This window comes from Brevundimonas sp. TWP1-3 (genome assembly GCF_049896085.1).
GTDB lineage: Bacteria > Pseudomonadota > Alphaproteobacteria > Caulobacterales > Caulobacteraceae > Brevundimonas.
The window spans coordinates 454,760-476,490 of record NZ_JAFCTP010000001.1 but is presented as its reverse complement, the minus strand read 5'-3'; the positions used below and the strand labels follow the sequence as shown (position 1 = coordinate 476,490).

Below are 21,731 nucleotides of genomic sequence, written 5' to 3'. Positions count from 1 at the left end.
AGGGGGTCTCCTACCAGCTGTAGCGCAGGGTCACGCCGTACTGGCGCGGGTCGCCGAAGGCGGCGCCGACCAGACCTGTGGTGTTGTAGGTCGCGTTCGAGGTGACGCGGTATTCCTCGTCGGTGACATTGGTCCCGTACAGCGACAGGGCGACGTCGGATCCGGCGATATGCTCCCAGTCCAGACGCACGTTCAACAGGCCGTAGGCGGGAATGACCCCGAACGGCTGCAGGTCGGACGCTACCTGCTGATCGTCCTGCCAGGCGTAGGAGGCGCGCACGCTGACGTCGCCGATGGTCGAGGGGACGGGCAGGAACAGCTTGGCGTCCAGGCTGTACTTGGTCTCGGGGACATACTGGAAGGGGAAGCCGCTGCGATCGACGCCGAGACCGTCGATGTATTTGTCGTAGGTGGCGTCGTTGTAGGAATAGGTCGCCGTGATCGTCAGCGGCGCGATGGGCTGGATCACGCCCTCGAACTCGAACCCTTTCACCGTGGCCTCGGCGGCGTTGGTGATCAGTTGGGTGTTGAAGCCGCCGATCAGGGCGTAGTCGCTGCGCTGGATGTCCTCGTACTTCATGTAGAAGACCGCCAGGTTGGTGCGGGCATTGATCCCCGACGCCGACCAGTCGTGCTTCAGGCCGAGCTCGCCGTCCGTGACCGTCTCGGGCCGGATGTTGAACAGCGGGCTGGTGGCGCTGACCAGCAGCACCGAGGGGTTGATCCCGCCGCTCTTGTAGCCGTGACGGCTGACGCCATAGATCAGGGTGTCCGGCGTCGCCTGCCAGTCCAGTCCCAGTTGCCAGGTGCCGCCGTCGCTCTCACCGTCGAAGGCGCGACTGCAGTTGGGGAAGGCGAAGCCGGGATTGGTGCCGCAGGCATTGCCGAGTTGGGGAATGTAGATGCTGATGTCGCCGCCGAATTCGTCCCAGGTGTAGCGATAACCGGCGTTGGCGGTCAGGGTGTCCGTAATCGCATAGGTGAACTGACCATAGACGGCCTTGGAGCTGTCGTTGACGTGGGCGCTGTCCTGCACCAGGCTGATCGCGCCCAGATTGGCGCGCTGCACAAAGGTCAGGGGCGTGACGGTCGAGGTGTCGGAATAGAAGACGCCGGTCTGGAAGGTCAGCCGCCCCAGCTCGATCCGGGCCTGAAGCTCTTCGGTCCAGGTCTCGTTGTCGACATTCCAGCGACCGGGAATGGCGCCGTTCAGGTCGTTGATGACCAGGATCGAGGCGTCTCCATCCGAGCCGAAATCGGCGCGGGTGCGGGTGTAGCTGAGGACGTTCTTGAGGGTGATGTTGTCGGTCAGCTGGAAGGTGGTGTTGTTCAACGCCAGCAGAGTCTGGCTAACGTTCTTGGTGTCGGCGCTCAAGGCGATCCGGTCGTTGCCGCGCGCCTGCTGGGCCGCCAGCAGGGGGTTGAGCAGGGCCGCCACCGGGCCTGCCGGGTTGACAGCGAGCAGCACCGTGCCGGGGCCGTTCTCGTCGATGTCGACATAGTTGACGGCGGTGTAGCTGCTGATCCGGTCGTTCGGCTGGAACAGCAGGCCGCCGCGCAGGCTGAAGTTGTTGCGGTCGTTGTAGTCCTTGCCCGTGTTGACGTCGGTGACGAAGCCTTCGCGCTGGTCGAACTGGCCGGCCAGGCGCAGCGACAGGCTGTCGCTCAGTGGCAGGGTCACGGCGGCGCGCGCCGATCGGCGATCTAGATTGCCGACCGTCCCTTCGATGTAGCCGTCCGGCTCGAAGCCAGGCTTGACCGGGTCCAACAGGACCGCGCCGCCCGTGGTGTTGCGACCGAACAGGGTGCCCTGGGGGCCTTTCAGGACCTGGATGGACTGCAGGTCGAACAGCAGGCCCGGGCCGCTGGCCGTCGACGGCACCTCGGCGAAGTAGGCGACCACGCCCGGTCCGCCGCCCGTGCCCAGGCTGCCGATCCCGCCGATGCCGCGGATAGTGTAGTTTTCCTGGTTGCGGTTGGTGTTGCCGACAACACTGAGCGACGGGGTGAAGTTCTGCAGGTCCGTGCCGGTCTCGATGCCGCGCTGGCGCAAGCCTTCCTGGCTGAAGGCGGTGACGGCGACAGGCACGTCCTGGATGTTCTCCTCGGTCCGGCGGGCGGTGACGACGACTTCGTCGAGTGTCGTCGCCTGGGGTTCGGCCTGTGGCTCCGCCGTTTGGGCGAGAGCCGACGATGCGGCGAGAGCGAACGCGAGCGCACTGACGCCCGTCATAATGGTCTGCCGCATGGCGGTCCCCTTTTCCCTATGTGAACGGCCGGCTTGGCGTCGGCTCATTGGATGTCCGTCGATCGGACGCCGGGACTAAAGCCGAGGACATCTGGGGCGTCAACAAACTTTATTGGCGTCAAAATAAAGAAGTTTAACCGGCTGGTCTCGCCCGACCGTTCCTCCTATCAATCGGTCAGATCCGGTTTTCAGCCGGCACCGATGGCAGCGCCCTGATGACCGACAGTCTCGCCCGTCCCGCCAATACACGATTCGCCGCCCATCCTGAGAGGAAGCGTCCAGCCCGGCGCGCCCAGTCGGAACGGCGCGAGGAAGCCACCAACACCATCCTCGACGCGGCGGAGAAGCTCTTCGCCCTGCACGGCCGCGACGGCGTCACCCTCAAGGCGATCGCGACAGGGGCCAATGTCGATACGGCTCTTATCCATTACTATTTCGGCGACAAGGACCGGGTCTTCCGTGCGGTGTTCGCCCGTCGTTCAGGCGAGGTGAACGCGGCCCGGATTGCGGCCATGGACGCCTATGAGGCCCAGGTTGGCACAGACATGACCATCGAGGGCGTCCTCGATATCTTTCTGCGGCCCATCTATGAGATGGTCATCGATAAGGGGGAGGGCTGGGTCTATTTTGCCGCCATCGTCGGTCACGCCAACGCCTCCCATTTCGGCGGCAAGGACGTCATGGCCGAGAACTTCGACCCCATCGTCCAGCGCTTCATCGGCATGCTCAGGGCCCTGGCCCCGGAAGCGCCGCCCGAGCGGATTTACTGGTTCTTCGACCTCGTCTCATCCAGCCTTACCCACGGTTTGGCCCAGACGGGCCGGATCGACGACGTTTCGGGCGGGCTTTGCAAATCATCCGATCTGGGGGCCGCCCTGGAAACCATGATCACCGTGTTCAGCGAAGGATTCCGGTCAGTCGGCCGCTGAGGCGTCGGAGCGCTTCGCTGCAATCCCGATATCGACGCGACGCACAGACAACTTTTCAGCGGATATAACGGCCGGTTCGGAACGGCGCTTGGAGGCTCATGTAAGCTTCACGTGCCAGCGATACGCTTTCGCTAAGTGGGATTTGTCGGTGCCGCCGAGCCGCCGTCCTCAGGCAAGAGCGGGGCTGACTGTTGCGAGAAGAGGCTCACGCTGCGGGCAGATTTGATCCTGGACGCGACTGCACAGTGGGAACGCCAGATAGCGGGCGACAAACCCTCGATGTAAGGGGAGGCACCACGAAGCGGAAGGGTCGCGCAGCCAAGCAAAGAAAGCATTTGGCGAACCTCGAGCGTCTTCATCCGGTTTCAGGCAGCCAGCGTAAGAACGAGAAGTCGACCTCAACCGTAGGCCTGACAGCGCCATGAGCGGACGCTCTCCTTCCGGACCACACATTTTTCAAGGAGGTTGCAGGCGATTTCAGCCGAGCACGGCCAGAAACGGACCGACAAGAAAAACTACCACAAAAATATTCTGGTAGCGGCGTGGTAGCGGCGACGAAAACAGGGTGGGCGATCCCGCTGGGATCGCCCTGCCTTAACCTATTGATTGCCTTAGCAATCTCGACTGGAGCGGGCGAAGAGATTCGAACTCTCGACCCCAACCTTGGCAAGGTTGTGCTCTACCACTGAGCTACGCCCGCACTCCGTAGGAGCTAGGTGCGCTCCCCGTCGAGGAGGGGGCGTATAGCGGAGGGTTGAGCGGTTCCGCAAGAGGTTTTTTCGACCTATCGCGGTTCGCGTCGCCCGCGTCGGAAAACGTCGCCGAAACGCTCCCGGCTCTCGCCGCCTGAGCGCCTTCGCGCTCAAGCAGCGAGCCTCGTCATTTCCGCGAAGGCGGGAACGCGCGGCGAGCGTAGCGCCCCCTCTACCAGTATGGGGCGTCAGCGCGGCGCCAGGCGAATAGCCCCGTCCAGGCGGATGCACTCGCCGTTGATATAGACGTTGCGGGCCAGCTCCAGCACCAGGGACGCATAGTCGGCCGGCGTGCCCAGGCGGCTGGGGAAGGGGATGGCGGCGGCCAGGGCGTCCTGGATCTTCTGGTCCATTCCCGCCATCATCGGCGTCCACATGATGCCGGGCAGGATGGTGTTGCAGCGCACGCCTTCCTGGGCCAGGTCCCGCGCCACCGGCAGGGTCATGGCGTAGACCCCGCCCTTGGACGCCGAATAGGCCGCCTGGCCGATCTGGCCGTCCTGGGCCGCCACGGACGCCGTATTGACGATCAGGCCGCGCTCGCCGTCCGCCATGGGCTCCAGCGTCACCATGCCCGCCGCCGACTGCGACAGGACGCGGAAGGTGCCGAACAGATTGACCCGCACCGTGCGTTCGAACTGGGCCATGTCGTGGGCGCGGATCTCGCCGGTGTCCTTCTTGCGCGAGACGGTCTTCTGGCCCGTGGCGATACCGGCGCAGTTGACCGTCAGCCGCTCCTGGCCGTGGGCGGCGCGAGCCTTTTCGAACGCGGCGGCCACCGAGGCGTCGTCGGTGACGTCGACCTGGCAGAAGACGCCGCCGATTTCCCTGGCGATTTCCTCGCCGCGTTCGGCGTTCAGATCGAACAGGGCGACCCGTGCGCCCGTCGCAGCGATGGCGCGGGCCGTGCCTTCGCCGAGGCCGGATGCCCCGCCGGTGACCACGGCGGCGGTGGTGTTGTCGAGTTTCATCCTGATCGTTCCTATGTATTGTTTGAACCTGAGTTTCGTTTGAGGATTTAGCGGCCATGACCGCCAAAGCCAAACCCGCCGATCCGTCTGACGCCCTGGACCCGAAAAAGGCCCTCGTCCCTTCCGTCGTGAAGGTCAACGAGGCGCGCGTTACCAGGGGCTTCTGGCCCAAGATCACCCGCACGGCCGCCCGCATCCCCTTCGCCGACCAGGCCCTGGCCGCCTGGTACGCCGCGCGCGATCCCGAGACGCCGATGGCGGCCAAGGGCATGATTTTCGCCGGCCTGGCCTATTTCGTCCTGCCCATTGACGCCATTCCCGACATCTTCGCGGGCATCGGCTACACCGACGACGCCGCCGTGATCACCGCCGTCCTCGCCATGGTCGGCGCCAGCATCAAACGCCGCCACCGCGACAAAGCCGAAGACGCGGTGCAGCGGTTGAAGGCGAAATAATAATCCTCCTCCGAGAAGCGTAGCGGAACGGGGGAGGTCAGCTCTCCACCGTCACCACGATCTTGCCCAGGGCCTGACGGTCGCCCAAGGCTTTGATCGCCTCGCCGGCCTTCTCCAGGGGGAAGGTCTTGGACACCCGCGGCTTGATCTTGCCGTCGGCGTACATCTGCATCAGTTCGGCCATATTGGCGGCGTGGCCCTTGGGATCGCGCGCGACGGCCGCGCCCCAGAAGACGCCGATCACCGACACCGACTTCAGCAGCGTCAGGTTCAACGGCAGAGACGGGATCCCGGCCGGGAAACCGACCACCAGATAGCGCCCGTTCCAGTCCATGGCCCGCAGCGCCGGATCGGCGTAGTCGCCGCCCACCGCGTCATAGACCACGTCGGCGCCATCGCGGCCGGTCGCCAGCTTGAACTCGCCCGACAGCTCCTTCTGCGCGGCCCGATCCATCGGACCGGACGGATAGATCAGGCCGTTGTCCGCCCCCAGGTCCAGGGCGAACTGGACCTTGTCGTTGGTCGAGGCGGCGGCGACCACGCGCGCGCCCATGGCCTTGCCCAGTTCAACGGCGGCGGCGCCCACGCCCCCGGCCGCGCCCAGCACCAGCAGGGTCTCGCCGGCCTTCAGCTGCGCCCGATCCTTCAGCGCATAATAGCTGGTGCCATAGGTCATGATCAGGGCCGCCGCCTCCTCGAAGCTCATCGCCTCGGGAATGGGGATGACCGTCTCGGCCCGCACCGCCAGCCGCTCCACCAGCCCGCCCCAGCCCGGCACGGCGATGACGCGGTCGCCCTTGCGCACGCCCTTGACGCCTTCGCCCACCGCCTCGACCACGCCCGCCACCTCGGCGCCGGGCGAGAAGGGCCGCTCTGGCCGGAACTGGTATTTGTCCTCGATGATCAGGGTGTCGGGATAGTTGATCCCCACCGCCTTGACCTCGATCACCACCTCGCCCGCCTTGGGCGTGGGATCCAATACGTCCTCCACGACCAATGTTTCAGGACCGCCGGGAGCCTTGGACAGAACAGCGCGCATCTTTCCTCCTTGGCCGACATGGCGCGGCCTTCATCCCGACGCTAAACAGCGCCACGCCCGATTGAAAGAGGCGACGAAAACCAGGCTCAGGAAGACGACATGACCGCCCTCATCCTTCACGGCGGCGCCGGCGCCCGGCGCGAACGCAACTATGACGCCGAGGTCGTGCATATGCGCCAGGTGGTCGAGGCCATGAAGGCGCGGCTGGACGCGGGCGACAGCGCCGTGGACGTCGCCACCGCCGCCGTCGTCATGCTGGAGGATTCCGGCCTTTACGTCGCCGGCAAGGGCGCCTCTCCCAATCTGGCCGGCGCCTATGAGCTGGACGCCAGCATCATGGACGGATCGACGAAACGCGCCGGGGCCGTCGCCGCCCTGCAAGGCTTCCGCAACCCCGTCGTCGCCGCCCGCGCCGTAATGGACCGCACGCCGCATGTCATGCTGGTGGGCGAGGGCGCGGCCCTGTTCGCCCATGACCAGAAACTGGAGCCCATCGCCGACGAGGCCGCCTGGTTCACCGGCGCCGGCCAGGGCGAGGACAACCACCCGCCCGGAACCCTCAGCCACGGTACAGTCGGCGTCTGCGTTCTGGACGCACAGGGCCGTCTCGCCGCCGCCACCTCGACCGCCGGGGTGTTCGGCAAGATGCCGGGCCGCGTCGGAGACACCCCCATCCCCGCCGCCGGAACCTGGGCCGACGCCAAGGCCGCGACCTCCTGCACCGGCCAGGGCGAATATTTCATTCGCGTCGCCGCCGCCGCCCAGGTCGCCTGGCGCGTCGCCGCCGGACAGACCTTGGCCGAGGCGACCCAGGCCGTCATCGACGAGATCGGCTCCATGGGCGGCGACGGCGGCATGATCGCCCTGGACGCCGCCGGAAACATCGCCGCACCCTTCAACAGCCAGGGCATGAAACACGCCTGGCTGACCCCCGCCGGCGAGATCGGCGTCGAGGTCTTCAGGGACTAGGCCCCGATCTCGCTCTGGCCTGACATCACGTCGGAGATGGTGGTCAGCAGCACCTTCAGGTCGATGGGCTTGCTGACCACCGCATCCATGCCCGCCGCCAGATAAGCCTCGACCTGTTCCACCATCGCATTGGCCGTCAGGGCGATGATCGGCGTCCGCGCCAGCGCCTCGTCGGCCTCGCGTTTGCGAATGGTCTTCGTCGCAGTGGGACCGTCCATATTCGGCATCTGCACGTCCATCAGGATCAGGTCCCAGGCGCGCGCTTGCGTGGCCTTCACCGCCTCAAGGCCGTCCTCGACGATCTCGACCTCGATCCCGACCTGGCCCAGCAGGCCGCGGATCACCTGCTGATTGACCGGATGATCCTCGGCGACCAACACCCGCAGCGCCGCCTGCGGCTCGGCGTCGGCCCCATCCTCGCCGGCCTTCACAGGCTGCGTCCGCTTCAGCGGCAGGGTGACGACGAAGGTCGCCCCCTCGCCCGCCTCGCTTTCGACCTCGATGCGACCGCCCAGCAGGTCCACCAGCGCCGCCACGATCGACAGCCCCAGCCCTGCCCCGTCGCGCCGGTCCACCGCCGCCGCCTCGATCTGGGCGAAGCGCGTGAACAGATGTTCGATCTGGTCGGCCGGTATGCCCCGCCCGGTGTCCGAGACCCGCAACACCACCCCGGCGTCCGTGCTCGCAACATCCAGCGCCACCTCGCCCTCGGCCGTGAACTTGATGGCGTTGGACAGCAGGTTGAACAGGATCTGGCGCAGCCGCACCGGATCGGCGCTGACCCAGCCCAGGCCCGCCGAGCGTACGTGGAAGGCCAGTCCCTTGCTGTCCGCCAGCGGTCTCAGCGTTTCGGTCACCTCGTGGATCAGGGCGTCGGCGTCGATGGCCTGGGGCACGATCTCCAGCTGCCCTTCCTCGATCCGCGACAGGTCCAGAATCTGGTTGATCAGGTCCAGCAGGGTGTGGGCCGACCGGTCCAGGATTTCCAGGCGCCGCTTCTGCCGGTCCTCCAACGCATCGCCCGCCATGATCTGCGCCATGCCGATGACGCCGTTCAGGGGGGTGCGGATCTCGTGGCTCATATTGGCCAGAAAACGCGACTTGGCGGCGTTGGCCTCGTCCGCCTCCTGGCGTGCATCCTGGGCCGCGTCGCGGTCCAGCAGGGCCGCCGCATGCGCCGCCTGGACCTCGGCCAGCAGGCCCTTGTTGCGTTGATCGGCCGCGAACAGATCGCACCACAGGGCGTGCATGGCCCGCGAGATGATGACCAGGATGATCGCCAGCATGACGAAGGCGGCCGCGACCGCCAGCCCATGCGGTCCCATCAACGCCGGATAGATCATCACCAGCACAGCGACGCCGATCGGCGCCGCAGCCAGGCCCAGCAGCCTCGGCGCCGCGCTGAACTGGACGAAGGCCACGCCGATCGACCAGACCTGGATCAGGATGACCACGAGCCGGACATCGGCAATCGGGCTCGACAGCCAGGCGATCAAAGGGCCCGACACCCCCAGGGCGAACCGCGTCGTCACGATCGTCATCAGCACAGGGGGCCAGCCGGACGCCGGGGCCTCTTCCTGCTGGTAGCGTTTCACCCGTCGCTGCGCCCAGGCGTCGAACACCATGCCGACGGCGGCGAATCCCAACCCCAGCCAAGGCTGCCCCAGAGCCGCCAGGATCAGCCCCGCCGCCGCCCAGCTGCCGTAGAGCACGGCCGGCGGAGTAACCATATTTTCCAGGACGAAGGCCCAGACCGCGATTTTTTCGTCGGAGACAGAAGTCGCTTTCGCTCGTCTCGGCACGCGTCCTCGGCATGGGTGGCCGCTGGAATGCGGCATTCGGCGAATAGATCGCCGTCATGAACTTGTCCACCAACGACCTGGCCGAGGATCCGGTTCATTACATCTCGGTAAGGTGCAAGTCGGCCAATCGCTGATACGGTCGGCTCCGCCCGGCATTCCGGGCTTCGGAGCCCCCCATGAAATTCCGCCTCACCGCCACCGTAGCCGCCTCGGCCCTGATGCTGGGCCTCGCCGCCCCCGCCTTCGCAGAGACCGCTGTCCCTGCCGCAGCCGCCGTTCAGGCGCCCCAGGGCGTCACCGTGCCCCCGCTGGGCTTCGCCAAGCGCGTCCTGCCGAACGGGCTTGAAGTCTACACGGCGCGCGACGCCGACACGTCCAACGTCACGGTCCAGGTCTGGTACAAGGTCGGCTCCAAGGACGATCCGGCGGGCCGTTCGGGCTTCGCCCACCTGTTCGAACACCTGATGTTCAAGTCCACCAAGAACCTGCCGCCCGAGACCTTCGACCGTCTGACCGAGGACGTGGGCGGCTCCAACAACGCCTTCACCGCCGACGACACCACCGCCTATTTCGAGACCGTGCCCGCCAACCATCTGGAGCGGATGCTGTTCGCCGAGGCCGACCGCATGGGCTCGCTGGTCGTGGACGAGCCGACCTTCGTCGCCGAGCGCGACGTGGTGAAGGAGGAATACCGCCAGCGCATTCTGGCCAACCCCTATGGCCGCCTGTTCGGCCTGTTCGTGCCCGAAACCATCTATCAGGAAAGCCCCTATCGCCGCCCCGGCATCGGCTCGATCGAGGAGCTTGAGGCCTCGTCGCTGGAGGACGTGCGCCGCTTCCACGCTACCTACTACCGGCCCGACGCCGCCTATCTGATCGTGGCGGGCAACTTCGACCAGGCCCAGCTGGACCGCTGGATCGACCAGTATTTCGGCCCGCTGAAAAACCCGACCACGCCGATCCCGGTCAACAATGTCGTCGAGCCCGAGCCGACGGGGCCGCGCAACGTCACCTATTATGCGCCGAACGTTCCGCTGCCGGCCGCCGTCGTCGCCTGGCCGACCGTCAAATACGCCGACGCCGACCGCGCCGCCCTGACCGTGCTGGACGGCATCCTGTCCACCGGCGAGTCGAGCCGCCTCTATCGCTCGCTGGTCTATGACAAGCAGATCGCCGCCCAGATCGGCTCGACCCCCGACTTCTCGCAACAGGCCGGCAACCTGTCCGCGCTTGCCATCATGGCCCAGGGCCATACGGCCGAGGAGGGCGTCACCGCCCTGAACGACGAAATCGCCAAGCTGCGTGACGCCCCCGTCTCGGCCGAGGAACTGTCCGAGGCCAAGAACGAGATCGTCGCTGATGCGCTGCGCAGCCGCGAGACGGTGGACGACCGCGCCACCGCGCTCGGTTTCGCCCTGATCAACACCGGCTCGGCCGCCGCCGCCGACGACGAGGTCGCCCAGATCCAGGCCGTCACCGTCGCCGACGTCCAGCGCGTGGCCCGCAAATATCTGACGCCGCAACGCCAGTCGACGATCACCTTCCTGGCCGCCGACGACCAGAACCCCGCCTCGGTCCAGAAGATGAATGTCGGCGCCCCGGTCACCGTCGCCGACCTGGCGCCGGCCGGTCCGCCCGCCGTCCTCCTGCCCGAGGCCGAGCGCACCCCCCTGCCCCAGCCCGGTGCCGATGTCGCACCCGTAACCCCGAGCGTCGCCGACTTCCGCCTCGACAACGGCCTGCGCGTCCTGGTCGCCCCGACCGACGGCGTGCCGCTGGTCTCGGCCCGCCTCAGCTTCGACGCCGGCTCATCAGACGATCCGTCGGGCAAGGCCGGCATCGCCGCCATGACCGCCGCCCTGCTGACCCAGGGCACCAAGACCAAGACCGCACCCGAGATCGCCACCCAGATCGAACAGCTGGGGGCCTCGATCGGCGCCGGCGCGGGCGTGGACTTCTCCAACGTCTACGCCAACGCCCCGTCCAACGCCTTCCCCGCGACCGTCGCCCTGATGGCCGACCTGGTGAAGAACCCCACCTTCGCCGGCGAGGAGCTTGAGCGTCAGCAGGCCCAGACCCTGGACGGCCTGCGCGTCGCCCTCAGCCAGCCGGCCGCCATCGCCGGCATGACCGTGGGCCGCGTCATCTATGGCGACGCCCCTTATGGCGCGACGATCACGCAACAGACGGTCCCCACCATCACCCCGGCCGATGTCGCCGCCTTCCACGCCGCCCGCTATCGGCCGACCGACGCGACCCTGGTCTTCTCGGGCGACATCACGCCTGACGCCGCCCGCGCCCTGGCGCAACAGGCCTTCGGCGACTGGAACCCGGCCGGGGCCGCGCCTGCCGCGACCGCCAACCCCGCCGGTGAGGCCCTGGCGCCCCGCGTCGTCGTGGTGAACCAGCCCGGCGCCGGCCAGGCCGCTGTCGTGGCCGCCGTTCGCGGCGTGTCTCGCACCGACGCCGACTTCTTCCCGCTGACGGTCGGCAACACCCTGCTGGGCGGCGGCTTCTCGTCGCGGCTGAACCAGGAGATCCGCATCAAGCGCGGCCTGTCCTACGGCGCCTCGTCGTCGCTGGGCGTGCGGGCGGATGCGGGCCTGTTCACCGCCTCGACCCAGACCAAGAACGAGACCGCCGACGAGGTCGCCGATCTGATCCTGGCCGAGATCGCCAAACTGGGCGCCGAGACCCCGAGCCAGGCCGACCTGGCCCCTCGCCGCGCCACCCTGATCGGCGGCTTCGGCCGCTCGCTGGAGACGGTGGACGGACTGGGATCGCTGGTGGCCAACCTGGCGCTCTATGACCTGCCGATGAGCGACCTCGCCGACTACGCCGGTCGGGTTCGCGCCGTGACGCCCGAACAGGTCCAGGCCGCCTTCGCCGAACACCTGCCGGTCAATCGCGCCAGCCTGGTGATCGTCGGCGACGGCTCGCTGTTCCTCGACGCCCTGCGCGCCAAACACCCCAACCTCGAAGTCATCGAGGCCGGCGCCCTGAACCTGAACAACGGCGCGCTGAAGTAAGGAGCATAGGCGAGAAGCTCATCCTCACCTGCGGGGGAGGGTGAGCCGCCGCCTAGACCGACAGACAGACCACCTGGGCTACGCGCAGATCGCGCCTCAGCCGATTCGACACCTGGCCATAGTCCTCGGTCGTCACCGCTTGGCCCCGCGCGTCCTCGCCCGCCGTCTGTTCGCCCCGGATGGCGGGACCAAAGGTTTCGGGCGTCGTCGTATAGATCCGGCCCCGCCGCGGCGCCTCGGCGATGGTGACGCCCACGACCCGGCCCTGACCGTCCAGCGCCGGCGCCCCCGACAGGCCCGACAGCGTGCCCTCCAGCCCATTGGTGCGCCCGACCTCGGCCCAGGCCAGTACAGGCTCGTCGCGTGCGCCGCGTCCGAACACCTTCAGCGTCTCGCGGCCCAGCAGGCGCGACGTGACTTCGCCCGGCCGCCCCTGCGGGAAACCGGGATGGAAGGCCCGCTGTCCCTTGCGCAACGGCGCCTCGGCCGCGACCGGCAAGGCGGGCGGCCCCCCGTCGGTGATCAGCAGGGCGATGTCCGCGCGGGGCGCCAGACGCACGTCGGCGGCGACGGCCCGGCCCTGGCCCACCACCAGCGCCGGCCTGCGACAGCCCTCGACCACATGGCGCGCCGTGATCCAGCGACCCCGCCCGGCGATGGAGAAGGCGGTCCCCGACGCCGGCTTGAACGGCGCCTGGCCCGCGTCGACCGTCACGGCGGCGTCGAAGGGGGTGATCGGTCCCAGCAGCGGCCCTTCGACCTCAGAGGCGGGCGCCGAGGAGAGCGGCGCATCCGCATTCTCGCGCCGGCCCAGCGACACGGCCAGAAAAACCGCCGCCACCGCTCCGTAGATGGCCCAGTCCGGCAGGCGGGGAAATTGCATGACCCCGGCCGATCAGCCGGTCAGCGCGGCGGACAGGATCACGGCCGTCGCCAGCTTGGCGCCCAGCAGCACCACCGCCGCCGCGATCTCGCCATGCCGAATCCGCTCGGGCAAGCCCGTCAGCAGCAGGTCCACGACCCGGAAAGCCAGAAGCTGCAGCACCACCGTGGCCACGCCCCAGATGGCGATGTCGCGCACCGAGGTGGAGACCGACAACGACACGGCCAGCGGAATAGCCAACCCCACCAGGATACCCGCAAAGGCGATGGCGGCGGCGGTATTGCCCTGACGGATCAAGGCCACCTCCTTCCACGGCGTCAGCAGGGCATAGACCGTCGCCCCCGCCGCGAGCAGCAGCAGGGTGACGATCAGGTGCATGACCATGACCGGGAAGCCCGAGGCGAAAGCCTGCACCTCGGCGCTGGAAAGGACGTTCGACAGGGACGGGTCCATACCCAGACGCCTTGCCCGATTGTCGCCCCAATCCGCAAGCGCGGCAGGGCAACACCTTGTGACGAAAGATTACAGGTCGCCGTCGCCCTGGTTATTCTTTCGGGCTTTCGCCAGGGCGGCGCTCTCGCGCTTCAGCGGTTTGGCGACGGGGCAAACCTCCTGGACATAGCTGTTCAGGGTATTGGTCAGCTGATCGGGCGCCGAGCTGTAGTGGACGTACTGGCCCTTCTTCTCGCTGGTCACCAGACCCGCGACCTCCAGCACCGACAGGTGCTGCGACACCGCCGGCTTGGAGATTTCGAATTTGGCCGCGATTTCGCCCGCCGTCAGGTCGGCATGGGCCAGATAGGCCAGGATCTTGCGGCGGACGGGACTGGAGAGGGCTTCGAACACGCGCTGCATGATTTGTATTTAAGCGATTTGCTAACAGCTTGCCAGGGGATTGTTTCGGTGTTTAAGTCATTACCTAAATACCTATCTGGAGCATCGCCGTGACCGATCATGATCCCTGCGCCGTGAACCATCTGGTCGAGACGCCGGGTTGCAGTCCGGTGAAGGGCCGCGTGGTCTGGGATCCGGTCCCGTCGTTGTGGAACGGCGCCATGCTGGCTATGACACTGGTCTTCGGCGCGGCGACGTTCAGCCTCGGCGCTCTGGCGGTCTTCGTGGTCATCACGGGGACAACCCTGTTGCTGGGTCACTCGGTCGGGTTTCATCGTCGGATGATTCACGGCAGTTTCGACTGCCCCCTTTGGCTGGAGCGGCTGCTCGCCTGGTTCGGGACCGTGGTCGGAATGAGCGGACCGTTCCGCATGATCCGCGCCCACGACATCCGCGACTGGGCCCAGCGTCAGTCGAACTGCCACGACTATCTGGCACACCGGCGACCGATGCTGGTCGATGCGATCTGGCAGATGCATGGTCGACTGGAGCTGGAACGCCCGCCCGCCTTCGACCTGGGACGGATCGGCCGCGACCCGGTGCATCGGTTCCTGGAACGGACGTGGATGCTGCAACAGATTCCGGTCGCGGCTGGACTATGGCTGCTGGGCGGCTGGGGCTTCGTCGTCTGGGGCGTCTGCGCCCGCGTCTCCATCAGCGTGATCGGCCATTGGTTCGTCGGCCATCTGGCCCACAGGCGCGGTCCCCAGACCTGGCAGGTGCGCGACGCCGGCGTCCAGGCCCACGACGTGCCCTGGGCCGCCATCCCCACCATGGGCGAGGCCTGGCACAACAACCACCACGCCTATCCCGGCTCGGCGAAGATCGGCCTCTATCCAGGCCAGAGCGACTGGGGTTACCGGTTCATTCAACTGCTGGAACGAATGGGGCTAGCCTGGAACGTGCGGACGCCAGCCGACATGTCGGACCGCCCTTTGATACGCACGGAGGCTTGAGATGATCAGGCCTCTACCAGAAAGGCTGTCAGCCTTGATTGTAGCGAACTTCGCAGCAGCGGCGGCGCTCGGCCTTACGGCGATTATGATCGCCGCAATTTACATAGTGATTACGCCAGCCGATCTTTCAAATGGAGCTGCGGCAATTGTGGGTGGAGCGGTCTTCGTCGGCGTGGCTGCCGCGATAGCAGGCACGGTCATAGGGTTCGTTTTCTTTCTCGTAGGCCTAATCACCGTCGGAATACCCACGTGGTGGGTGCTCCACCGGATCGGATCGACTAGCGGATTCGCATTCGCCGCCGTGGGTGCTGTCGAAAGTGTTCTTGGAGGAACCTTGGTCAGACCGTTGCTCCTACCGCTCTACCCATTTGCTATCGTACTGGTTCTGGTCTTGCCTGGAGCTGTAGCCGGATGGGTTATCTGGCGGTTGGGCTACGACCAAACACTTACGCCGCCTCAGCCCCCGCCGCCTGCTCCGCCTTCCTGAGCGTGCTCGCCCGCACCTTCTCGCTCTCGGACTTCAGCTGGCCGCAGGCAGCCAGGATGTCGCGGCCGCGGGGGGTGCGGATGGGGCTGGCGTAGCCGGCCTTGTTCAGGATGGCGGCGAAACGTTCGATCGTCTTCCAGTCCGAGCATTCGTATTCGACGCCCGGCCAGGGGTTGAACGGGATCAGGTTGATCTTGGCCGGGATGCCTTCGATCAGCTTCAGCAGGGCGCGCGCCTCTTCCGGGCTGTCGTTGACGCCCTTTAGCATGACGTATTCGAACGTCACCCGGCGCGCGTTCGACAGGCCCGGATAGGCCCGGATGCCGGCCATCAGCTGTTCGAGATTGTATTTCTTGTTCAGCGGCACCAGCACGTCGCGCAGGGCGTCGTTGGTGGCGTGCAGGCTGATGGCCAGCATGGCCGCCGTGCGGGTTCCCAAAGCGTCCAGTTGCGGCACGACGCCCGAAGTCGAGACCGTGATCCGGCGACGCGACAGGGCGATGCCCTCGTTGTCCGAGATGATGTCGATGGCGTCGGCGACATGGTCCAGATTGTAGAGCGGCTCGCCCATGCCCATGAAGACGATGTTGGACAGGCGACGGTCTTCCTTGGGCGACGGCCACTCCTCCAGGTCGTCGCGCGCGACCTGGACCTGGGCCACGATCTCGGCGGCGGTCAGGTTGCGGACCAGCTTCTGGGTGCCGGTGTGGCAGAAGGTGCAGTTCAGGGTGCAGCCGACCTGGCTGGACACGCAAAGCGCCCCGGCCCGGCCCACGTCGGGGATGTAGACGGTCTCGATCTCGATGCCGGGCGCGGTGCGGATCAGCCATTTGCGGGTGCCGTCCTTGGACACCTGGCGTTCGACGATCTCGGGGCGGGCCAGGGTGAAATGCTCGGCCAGCTTGGCCTGCATGTCCTTGGCGACATTGCTCATGGCCGAGAACTCGGTCACGCCATAGTGGTGGATCCAGCCCCACACCTGGCTGGCGCGCATCTTCGCCTTTTCGGGCGGACAGACGTCGGCGTCGATCAGCGCCTGGCGCAGGCCCGCGCGCGTCAGACCGCTGAGGTTGACGGGCGCCTTGATGGCGGGCGCGTTCGAGACGCGCGAAAGGTCGAGCGTGATGCTCAAGGCGGCGATCCTGCGTGAGGTTGAGCCGGCCTATATAGCACGGATCCCGGCGATTGCATGGCCGGGGCCGGATTCGACGGCCTTAGAGGCCTACGTCCCAAACGCCGGCGTCGCGCATCCGGGTCTCTCGCGCCTCTTCGGCCCGGCCGCCCATCTCGCCCGCCATGCCCCGGATCGCGGTCGAGACCGTGCTCTTGTGCACGCCCGGCACGACGGCGTGGGCGAAGGCGGCGCCGGCCAGCCGCATCAGCTTGAAGCCAAAGGCGGCCGAGGCGGCCATATGTTCGAAATAGGTCTCGCCCACTTCGCGCGGATGGTCGCGGAACAGACGGGCGAAGGGCGTGGAGCCTGAAGGGGGCCGGTCGATCGTCGTCTGGCTCATGGCGTGGGCTCCCCTGCTTCGGCTTCCTATGGTCACGCCTGACGGCCTTGGACGCAACCCCTGTCGCGATCTGTTCATCCCGGCCGTCCGCCCCATCGTCAGGAGCGAAAACTCGGGCTAGGGTCGTCGCTCGATCAAGGGAATGCTCATGCCGATCCGCCTCAAGGCCGTCTCCTCCATGGCCGTCGCGCTGGCCCTGCTGGCCTCGGCGTCGCCGGTCCTGGCCCAGTCGGGCGCCGCCGGCCTGCCCTACGACGCCCGGCGCGGCGTGTTCAGCTTCTCGTCGGGGCTGGAGGGTTCGCTGCCGGCGGTGGTTCAGGTGACGACCCTGGGCCAGTCGCGCGGTCCCAGCTCGGACGCCGCCGATCCCAAACCCTACGCCTCCGGCTCCGGCGTCATCGTCGATGCGGCCGAGGGCATGCTGATCACCAACAATCACGTGGTCGAGGGCGGGCGCAAATTCACCGTGGACCTGACCGACGGCCGGCTGTTCGACGCCGTCCTGGTCGGGGCGGACAAGGCCACCGACATCGCCGTGCTGCGGATCGTGCCCGACGGCCGGCCGCTGAACCTGAAACAGGTCCAGACGGTGGATTCCGACACCCTGCGCACCGGCGACCTGGCCTTCGCCGTCGGCTATCCGCTGGGCCTGGACCAGACCCTGACCATGGGCGTCATCTCGGGCCTGAACCGCTCAGGCCTGGGCGACGCGGTCGAGGACTATATCCAGACCGACGCGGCCGTGAACTCGGGCAACTCGGGCGGCCCGCTGCTGGACAGCCGGGGCCGGCTGATCGGCATCAACACCTCGATCCTGTCGGGCGGCCTGGGCGGGGGCAACGACGGCATCGCCTTCGCCGTGCCGACGCGGATCATGCTGTATGTCGCCGACCAGCTGAAGAAGAACGGCGAGGTCAAGCGGGGCCAGACCGGCGCCATCTTCGGCTCGCTGAACGCCGAGCGCGCGCGCGAACTGCATCTCGGCATCGTGCGCGGGGCGGTCGTCGCCGATGTCGCGCCGGGATCGCCGGCCGAGCGCGCAGGCCTGCGCCACAACGACGTCATCACACGCATCGAGGGACGTCCCGTCGCCAACGCCGGCTCGGTCAACGCCACTATCGGCATCGCCGCGCCGGGCTCCGACCTCAGCGTCGCCTATCTGCGCGGCGGCCGCGAGGCTTCGACCAGCCTGTCGGTCGAGACGCCGGTGGATCAGCCTGTGGTCGTCGGCGCCCAGTCGGTGCTGGCCTATGGCGCGACGCTGCGCAATCAGGACGGCGGCGCCCAGGTCGTCGCCGTCACCGCCGGCTCGCCCGCCGCCCAGGCCGGACTGACGGCCGGCGACCTGATCACCGCCATCGGCGGCGCAGCCGTGGCGGACGCCCAGGCGGCCGCGACAGCCCTGCAGGGTGCGACGGGTTCGGTCGAGGCGACCGTGCTGAGGAATGGAGAGACCCTGAACCTGACCCTGTCGCTCTAAGCGGCGGGGCTCCAGGCAGGGTCAGGGCATCCTAACGCTGTCAGGCAAACTCCAGACAGCGAAACGCCCGCCTTGCCAGGGAGGGGGAGGGGAAAGGCAGGGCGGGCGCTCGCTTGGAGGAAGCATCGGCCGCCGGAGCCCTTCGTGGAAACATCCAGGGGGGCTGGGGGGGCTGTTCAGGATCCGGGACGCTTCCGAACTCCGACGAGCCGATGATCGACATTTCGTCGCCCAACCGGGCGGGCGAAGGACCGAAACGGGGCCATTTCGTGTCTGCGTCGTTTTCTGTGCGCCCACTGGCGCCGGGCCGCGGTGTCCTTAAGTTGAGGGGCATGAGCATGAACCCTCACGAGGCGGAGCCCACCGCCGGCCCCGTCTTCTTCGACCGACGTGAACTGGACCCGATCCTGAGGGTGTACGGCCGCATGGTCGCCCAGGGCGAATGGCGCGACTACGCCATGGTCGGACACAAGGATTTCGCCGAGTTCGCCGTCTTCCGCCGCTCAGGCGACGCCCCCCTCTACCGCATCGAAAAACGCCCCGCCCTCCAGACCCGCCAGGGCCAGTGGGCCGTCATCGGCGAAGGCGGACAGATCCTGAAACGCGGCCGCGACCTGGCCCAGGTGCTTCGCGTCTTCGACGGCCGCAAGTTCCAGGTGATCGACTGACGCAAAAAGGGCCCCGCGAGGGGCCCTTTCCGTATCAGTCTTGCGACAGACCTTAGTTCCGGTTGCCGCCCATGAAGGCCAGCAGGAATTGGAACAGGTTCACGAAGTTGATGAACAGGCTCAGGGCGCCGAAGCCCGTGGCCACACCCATCGCGTTCTGGTCGCCGCCCAGCTGGTAGTAGGTCATCTTCAGACGCTGGGTGTCGTAGGCGATCAGGCCCGCGAAGATCAGCACGCCCAGACCCGAGATGATCAGGTAGAAGGTTCCCGATTGCAGGAACATGTTCACCACCGAGGCGATGATCAGGCCGATCACGCCGAAGATCAGGAAGGTGCCCATGCCGGTCAGGTCCTTCTTGGTGGTGTAACCCACCAGGCTGAGACCGCCGAACGCCGCCGCCGTGACCAGGAAGGTCGAGGCCAGCGAGGCGCCGGTGTAGCGCAGGAACACGATGCCCAGGCCCGCGCCGATGGTGGCGACCACGGCCCAATAGAGCAGGTTCACGCCCTTGGCCGACGGGTTCTTCATGAAGAACATCGAACCGAACAGCATCACCAGAGGCGAGAACTGCACGATCATGCCCAGCATGGTGAGGCCGATCCGGCCGTCGGCCGTCTGGACGAACAGCAGTTGCTGCACGGCAGGCACATTGCCCGTGACGTAGGCCAGGGCGGCGGCGACCACCAGGCCCAGCGCCAGCTTGTTGTAGACGCCCAGCATGAAGCTGCGCAGGCCGGCGTCGACCGACATGTCGGCCGTCTGCGGCAGAGGACGGGCGTAACCGTTGTTGAAATCGCTCATGGCGACGAACTTTCTCCGATTGGCCGGAGAGGCTTCTCCGGTCACAGGGTTTGAATATCGTGAGCCGAGGCCCTCGCTGCAAGGAAAACCGGACTTGGAGGCCGTTGTTCCTGCCGCTACCTTCGGTCGCATGCTTCGTCTGTTCACCGCCCTGACCCTGCCGCCCGATGTCGGAGAGACGCTGAAACGGCGCCAATCCGGCCTGCCCGGCGCGCGCTGGCGGCCGCTGGACGCCCTTCACGTCACCCTGTCCTTCTATGGCGAGACCGACGAACGCCGCGCCGACGACCTGGCTTCGGAACTAGCGCGCGTGGCGGGCGGGCCTTTCGAGATCGCCCTAAAAGGCGTCGGCTGTTTCGGCGACGACCACCGCAGCCATACGCTTTGGGCCGGGGTCGAGACGCCCAACGAGAGGCTGTCGGTGCTGGCCGGACGCTGCAAGTCGGCGGGCGAGAGGGCGGGGATCAGGATGGAGGCGCGCACCTACAAGCCTCACGTCACCCTGGCCTATCTGAAGACCCAGACCAATCCCGACCGCATCGGCGCCTGGATGGCCGGGCACAATCTGCTGCACTCGCCGCCGATCCGCATCGACCGGTTCGGCCTGTATTCCAGTCTCCTGACCGACAACGGCAGTCACTATGAGTTGGAACGGGAGTATCTGCTGTGAGCGATCTCGCATACGCCGTGCCGCCCCATGTGACCCTGGGCCCTACGTTGGAGACCGAGCGGTTGATCCTGCGGCCGCCGGCGGTCGAGGACTTTCCGCGCTGGGCCGAGTTCATGGCCGATCCGGAGACTACGCGCTTCATCGGCGGCGTCCAGCCCGCGCCCCAGGTATGGCGCACAATTTGCGCAATCGCCGGCATGTGGGCCCTGAGCGGCGAGGGCATGTTCTCCATCCTGGAGAAGTCGAGCGGCCTGTGGCTGGGACGTATCGGGCCGCTGCATCCCTATGGCTGGCCCGGCCGCGAGGTGGGCTGGAGCCTGCACCGGGATGCGACCGGCAAGGGCTATGCCGTCGAGGCCGCCGCCGCGACGATGGACTACGCCTTCGACGTGCTGGGCTGGGACGACGTGATCCACTGTATCGACCCCGAGAACCTGGCCTCGGCGGAGGTGGCGACGCGGCTGGGATCGCGCAATCGCGGACCGGGCATCCTTCCCGAACCGCTACAGGACCACGCCGTCGATCTGTGGGGCCAGACGCGCGATGAATGGGCGGTCAATCGGTCGCGCCTGAAACGCTGAAGTCAACCGATCGCGCCGACGCGTCGTATCCCCTCCAGATCGAACGAGGATACGCCCATGTTTCGCGCCAGCCTGATCGCCGCTTCCGCCGCCCTCGCCGTCCTGCCGACGACGGCATTCGCTCAGGCGTCGAACGTCGATCTGAACCGCTTCGACGGCCGCTGGTTCGAGATCGAGCGCAACCACAACAACGTCCAGAAGGACTGCAGCCGCGCCCAGATCGACTTCACGCCGCGCGACGCCGCCGACCGCTACGCCATCGCCGTGACCTGCACCCGCCGCAACGACGGTCGGGTCGAGACCCTGCGCGCCAACGCCCGCGTCACAGACACTGCGACCAACGCCAAGTTCCGCTTCAGTCTGACGGGCCTGCTCAGCTTCGGCGGCCTGGCGGGTCAGAACTACTGGGTCTACGACCACGCGCCGGACTACAGCTGGGCCATCATGGGCCTGCCGGACAAGTCGAACTGGTGGATCTGGCACCGCAACCAGAATGCGTCCCAGGCCGAGCGCGACCGCATCCTGTCCCGCGTCCGCGCCCTGGGCTTCAGCACTAACCGCTTGGTGCACACGGGCCTGTAAAGGCGCCGCTTGCGATAGGA

General features: G+C 67.1%; 20 protein-coding genes and 1 tRNA gene. 10 read left to right on the top strand and 11 right to left on the bottom strand.

Going from position 1 to position 21,731, the window contains the following annotated elements:
* Positions 1 to 10: 10 nt before the first annotated feature.
* Positions 11 to 2,248 (bottom strand): TonB-dependent receptor, encoded by a 2,238-nt coding sequence (locus ACP693_RS02370; RefSeq protein ID WP_425986844.1) that lies wholly within the window; start codon positions 2,246 to 2,248, stop codon positions 11 to 13.
* Positions 2,249 to 2,463: 215 nt separating this feature from the next.
* Here ACP693_RS02370 and ACP693_RS02365 point away from each other — a divergent pair, with 215 nt between their 5' ends.
* Positions 2,464 to 3,177 (top strand): TetR/AcrR family transcriptional regulator, encoded by a 714-nt coding sequence (locus tag ACP693_RS02365; protein ID WP_425986845.1) that lies wholly within the window; start codon positions 2,464 to 2,466, stop codon positions 3,175 to 3,177.
* Between the two features lie 625 nt (positions 3,178 to 3,802).
* Here ACP693_RS02365 and ACP693_RS02360 read toward each other — a convergent pair.
* Together ACP693_RS02360 and ACP693_RS02355 are read right to left on the bottom strand one after the other, a co-directional pair.
* A tRNA-Gly gene (locus ACP693_RS02360) sits at positions 3,803 to 3,877 on the bottom strand.
* 240 nt (positions 3,878 to 4,117) lie between these two features.
* On the bottom strand, positions 4,118 to 4,900 hold the full coding sequence (locus tag ACP693_RS02355) for an SDR family NAD(P)-dependent oxidoreductase (protein WP_426019209.1): 783 nt from the start codon (positions 4,898 to 4,900) through the stop codon (positions 4,118 to 4,120).
* 56 nt (positions 4,901 to 4,956) lie between these two features.
* On the opposite strand from ACP693_RS02355, the gene ACP693_RS02350 reads away from it, so the two are divergent.
* Complete coding sequence (locus ACP693_RS02350; protein WP_426019211.1) at positions 4,957 to 5,355, top strand: YkvA family protein; 399 nt, start codon at positions 4,957 to 4,959, stop codon at positions 5,353 to 5,355.
* Positions 5,356 to 5,392: 37 nt separating this feature from the next.
* Here the strand turns inward: ACP693_RS02350 and ACP693_RS02345 are convergent, their stop codons facing one another.
* Positions 5,393 to 6,394 carry an NADPH:quinone oxidoreductase family protein gene (locus ACP693_RS02345; RefSeq protein WP_426019214.1) on the bottom strand — a complete coding sequence of 334 codons (1,002 nt, stop codon included), beginning with the start codon at positions 6,392 to 6,394 and terminating at the stop codon, positions 5,393 to 5,395.
* A 99-nt stretch (positions 6,395 to 6,493) separates the two neighbouring features.
* On the opposite strand from ACP693_RS02345, the gene ACP693_RS02340 reads away from it, so the two are divergent.
* Positions 6,494 to 7,363: an isoaspartyl peptidase/L-asparaginase family protein gene (locus ACP693_RS02340; RefSeq protein ID WP_426019216.1), complete on the top strand. Its 870-nt coding sequence runs from the start codon at positions 6,494 to 6,496 to the stop codon at positions 7,361 to 7,363.
* Here ACP693_RS02340 and ACP693_RS02335 read toward each other — a convergent pair.
* Complete coding sequence (locus ACP693_RS02335; protein ID WP_426019218.1) at positions 7,360 to 9,093, bottom strand: ATP-binding protein; 1,734 nt, start codon at positions 9,091 to 9,093, stop codon at positions 7,360 to 7,362. The two genes, ACP693_RS02340 and ACP693_RS02335, sit on opposite strands and share 4 nt — an antisense overlap.
* Positions 9,094 to 9,341: 248 nt before the next feature.
* Here ACP693_RS02335 and ACP693_RS02330 point away from each other — a divergent pair, with 248 nt between their 5' ends.
* Positions 9,342 to 12,194, top strand: a complete 2,853-nt coding sequence (locus ACP693_RS02330; RefSeq protein ID WP_426019221.1) for a M16 family metallopeptidase — start codon at positions 9,342 to 9,344, stop codon at positions 12,192 to 12,194.
* Positions 12,195 to 12,246: 52 nt separating this feature from the next.
* On the opposite strand, the gene ACP693_RS02325 is transcribed toward ACP693_RS02330, so the two are convergent.
* The 3 genes from ACP693_RS02325 to ACP693_RS02315 form a co-directional block, all read right to left on the bottom strand.
* Positions 12,247 to 13,077, bottom strand: coding sequence for a S1 family peptidase (locus tag ACP693_RS02325; protein ID WP_426019224.1), 831 nt, complete (start codon positions 13,075 to 13,077; stop codon positions 12,247 to 12,249).
* A 12-nt stretch (positions 13,078 to 13,089) separates the two neighbouring features.
* Positions 13,090 to 13,530, bottom strand: a complete 441-nt coding sequence (locus tag ACP693_RS02320; protein ID WP_426019227.1) for a DUF350 domain-containing protein — start codon at positions 13,528 to 13,530, stop codon at positions 13,090 to 13,092.
* 69 nt (positions 13,531 to 13,599) lie between these two features.
* Positions 13,600 to 13,932, bottom strand: a complete 333-nt coding sequence (locus ACP693_RS02315; RefSeq protein ID WP_426019230.1) for a metalloregulator ArsR/SmtB family transcription factor — start codon at positions 13,930 to 13,932, stop codon at positions 13,600 to 13,602.
* Between the two features lie 89 nt (positions 13,933 to 14,021).
* Here ACP693_RS02315 and ACP693_RS02310 point away from each other — a divergent pair, with 89 nt between their 5' ends.
* Positions 14,022 to 14,927, top strand: a complete 906-nt coding sequence (locus ACP693_RS02310; protein WP_426019233.1) for an acyl-CoA desaturase — start codon at positions 14,022 to 14,024, stop codon at positions 14,925 to 14,927.
* 446 nt (positions 14,928 to 15,373) lie between these two features.
* Here the strand turns inward: ACP693_RS02310 and rlmN are convergent, their stop codons facing one another.
* On the bottom strand, positions 15,374 to 16,546 hold the full coding sequence (gene rlmN, locus ACP693_RS02305; protein WP_426019236.1) for a 23S rRNA (adenine(2503)-C(2))-methyltransferase RlmN: 1,173 nt from the start codon (positions 16,544 to 16,546) through the stop codon (positions 15,374 to 15,376).
* Between the two features lie 82 nt (positions 16,547 to 16,628).
* The gene (locus tag ACP693_RS02300; protein ID WP_426019238.1) at positions 16,629 to 16,928 is read right to left on the bottom strand and encodes a DUF6356 family protein; all 300 of its coding nucleotides are present in this window, start codon (positions 16,926 to 16,928) and stop codon (positions 16,629 to 16,631) included.
* 148 nt (positions 16,929 to 17,076) lie between these two features.
* Between ACP693_RS02300 and ACP693_RS02295 the strand changes: the two genes are divergently transcribed.
* Both ACP693_RS02295 and ACP693_RS02290 read left to right on the top strand, forming a co-directional pair.
* Positions 17,077 to 18,408 carry a trypsin-like peptidase domain-containing protein gene (locus ACP693_RS02295; protein WP_426019240.1) on the top strand — a complete coding sequence of 444 codons (1,332 nt, stop codon included), beginning with the start codon at positions 17,077 to 17,079 and terminating at the stop codon, positions 18,406 to 18,408.
* 332 nt (positions 18,409 to 18,740) lie between these two features.
* A complete protein-coding gene (locus ACP693_RS02290; protein ID WP_426019241.1) occupies positions 18,741 to 19,076 on the top strand; it encodes a DUF2794 domain-containing protein in 336 nt (111 codons plus the stop codon).
* 52 nt (positions 19,077 to 19,128) lie between these two features.
* Here ACP693_RS02290 and ACP693_RS02285 read toward each other — a convergent pair whose 3' ends face one another.
* Entirely contained in the window at positions 19,129 to 19,878 is a 750-nt protein-coding gene (locus ACP693_RS02285; RefSeq protein WP_374321986.1) for a Bax inhibitor-1/YccA family protein, read from the bottom strand.
* A 130-nt stretch (positions 19,879 to 20,008) separates the two neighbouring features.
* Between ACP693_RS02285 and thpR the strand changes: the two genes are divergently transcribed.
* Genes thpR through ACP693_RS02270 form a run of 3 tightly spaced genes read left to right on the top strand, consistent with a single transcriptional unit; the run spans position 20,009 to position 21,711 of the window.
* Positions 20,009 to 20,548: an RNA 2',3'-cyclic phosphodiesterase gene (thpR, locus tag ACP693_RS02280; RefSeq protein WP_426019242.1), complete on the top strand. Its 540-nt coding sequence runs from the start codon at positions 20,009 to 20,011 to the stop codon at positions 20,546 to 20,548.
* Positions 20,545 to 21,129 (top strand): GNAT family N-acetyltransferase, encoded by a 585-nt coding sequence (locus ACP693_RS02275; RefSeq protein ID WP_426019245.1) that lies wholly within the window; start codon positions 20,545 to 20,547, stop codon positions 21,127 to 21,129. Before thpR ends, ACP693_RS02275 begins: the two co-directional genes overlap by 4 nt.
* 57 nt (positions 21,130 to 21,186) lie before the next feature.
* Complete coding sequence (locus ACP693_RS02270; protein WP_426019247.1) at positions 21,187 to 21,711, top strand: lipocalin family protein; 525 nt, start codon at positions 21,187 to 21,189, stop codon at positions 21,709 to 21,711.
* Positions 21,712 to 21,731: the final 20 nt, after the last annotated feature.